2 protein-coding genes are annotated in these 1,972 nt (G+C 66.0%); one reads left to right on the forward strand and one right to left on the reverse strand.

What is annotated here, in order from left to right:
* The first annotated feature begins 248 nt into the window (after positions 1-248).
* Complete coding sequence (locus AC1DU6_RS29190; RefSeq protein ID WP_056192388.1) at positions 249-821, forward strand: DUF4114 domain-containing protein; 573 nt, start codon at positions 249-251, stop codon at positions 819-821.
* A 1-nt stretch (position 822) separates the two neighbouring features.
* On the opposite strand, the gene AC1DU6_RS29195 is transcribed toward AC1DU6_RS29190, so the two are convergent.
* Positions 823-1,972 (reverse strand): hypothetical protein (locus AC1DU6_RS29195; RefSeq protein WP_477861456.1); only part of this gene is annotated, 1,150 nt, incomplete at its 5' end.

A 1,972-nucleotide genomic window follows, 5' to 3' on the forward strand; every position in this document is an offset into this window, starting at 1 on the left:
CATGCATTCCAAGACTCGACCACCCATCTGACTCATGCGCTTCACGCCTCGCGACTGCTTCACTTTGCGTGAGCGCCGGCCAGCTGGCCGAGCGCCGCGCCTTGATGCCGAATTTAACCCAGGGAAACCCGGGGCTTCGCGCTTTACGCAGGCGCGCGGTTTGCTCACGAATTTGTCCACGAGTTAGGGGCTGGTGATAGCGCTATCCAATCCGCTAACCTCACATCCAATCGACGAGGAGACTGTTGATGAAGACCGCTGCAAAACGTCTGTTGTTGGTGGCCTCCGCCGCGCTGCTGAGCCTGGCCGCCCAGGCCAACCCTGCCGTCTACCCGACGCCCGGCACGCCGGCGCCACCCAGCAGCTTCACGGCGGCCACCAGCGGCCTGCTGGTGGCCTACTACACCGGCGCGGCTGGCGGCTTCACCAACCTCGTCGGCGCGCGCATCAACGGCGTCGACGGCACGCCCGGCCTGGACAACCATGCCAGCGCCTATGGCCAGACCTTTGTGCTGGGCGCCGTGTCGGCCGGTGACAGCCTGGTGTTCTTCATCGATGCCAACAGCGGTGCGGCGCGCTATTACAGCGACGTCAGCCTGAACAGCGATGGCGTCAACCATGTCTGGGCCGCGCCGTTTGCCGGCGACGCCAAGGTGCCGGCCGGCACCAACCTCGCCTTCGAGGACCTGCCCAGCGGCGGTGATTTCAACTACAACGACCACAGCTTCGTCTACCAGATTACCGCCGTGCCCGAACCTGCCAGCTGGGCGCTGCTGCTGGCCGGCGCCGCCGGCCTGGCCTGGCGCCGTCGCCTTCGCTGACTCAGCTCGCGTCCACGTTCCAGCCCTCGATCTCGAAGCGCAGCCGCCCGCGGATGCCGGGGTTGGTGGGCTTCATCTTGCCGTTGGTGGCGACCGCGCTGCTGTCAAAAGGCACGCTGACCTCGATGCGGCCCGACTTCAGCTGCTTGGCCGCGATCTCGGTGTCGGCCATGGACACGCCCGCGTCCTGCCAGGCGTACTTGACCTTCCAGGCCTCGCCCTCGTTGGCCGGCGGCACCATCTCCAGGATCAGCGCATTGCGGAACAGATAGCCGCCCTCGAAGTGCTCGTTGAGCCACAGGCGCTTTTCGATTTCGTAGTCAGGCACGCGCACGCCCAGCGTCATGCCATAGGCGAGCGACTTGCGGCGCGGGTTGATCTTGGCCCGGTTGGCGAGGAAGACGCTGCTGAGGTAGAGGCTGGCGTTTTTCTTCCAATCGGCCTGGGCCACGCAGGCGACGGAATCCTCCTCCGTGGTGCGCCGCGTCAGGTACCAGAGCTTGCCGCGTGGCGAAGCCTGCACCTCGATCTGGTAGAGGGCATTGACGGCCCGGCCGGCGTCGGCCTCCTCCTGCACCTTGTCGGGCAGGCGGATGTCGTCGATCTCCAGCCACAGGTCCACCCGCACGTCGCCGAACAGGAAGCGGGCCAGGTTCTGGAAACCCTCCTCGCTGTTGACGATGCCGAAATAGCCCGAGTGGGCGCGGTAGACGAAGGCCTTGGCACACTGGTCGGTGATGTTGCCCTTGGCGTCCAGGCCGCACAGCGTCGCGTTCTCGATCTTGACGAGGCCATCGCTGCCATGGCCGACGAAGCTGCGCGACACGCCGGCCGCGGCTTCGTAGTCCAGCCGGTTGGTGCCCACCAGCGTGAAGACGCGCCGCGACGGGAAGCGGGCCTCAGGGATGAGGTCGACGCGCTTGTGCTTCTTGGCAGCCGTGGCCAGGTCGAGGTAGGCCGGCATGCGCTTGTCGCGGTCAAAGTTGGAGATGTCGTTGACGCTCAGCCAGGACGGGATGTTCTGGCCCAGCACGTCGATGCCGTTGTGGGGCGTCGCATAGGTGAAGAACTTGTCGACGTGCTTGGCGACCTTCTCGGTGTCCAGCGCCACGTTCTGCAGGAAGGCGCGGCAGACCAGGCCGCCCATGGAG

It is taken from the genome of Roseateles sp. P5_B10, assembly GCF_056400485.1.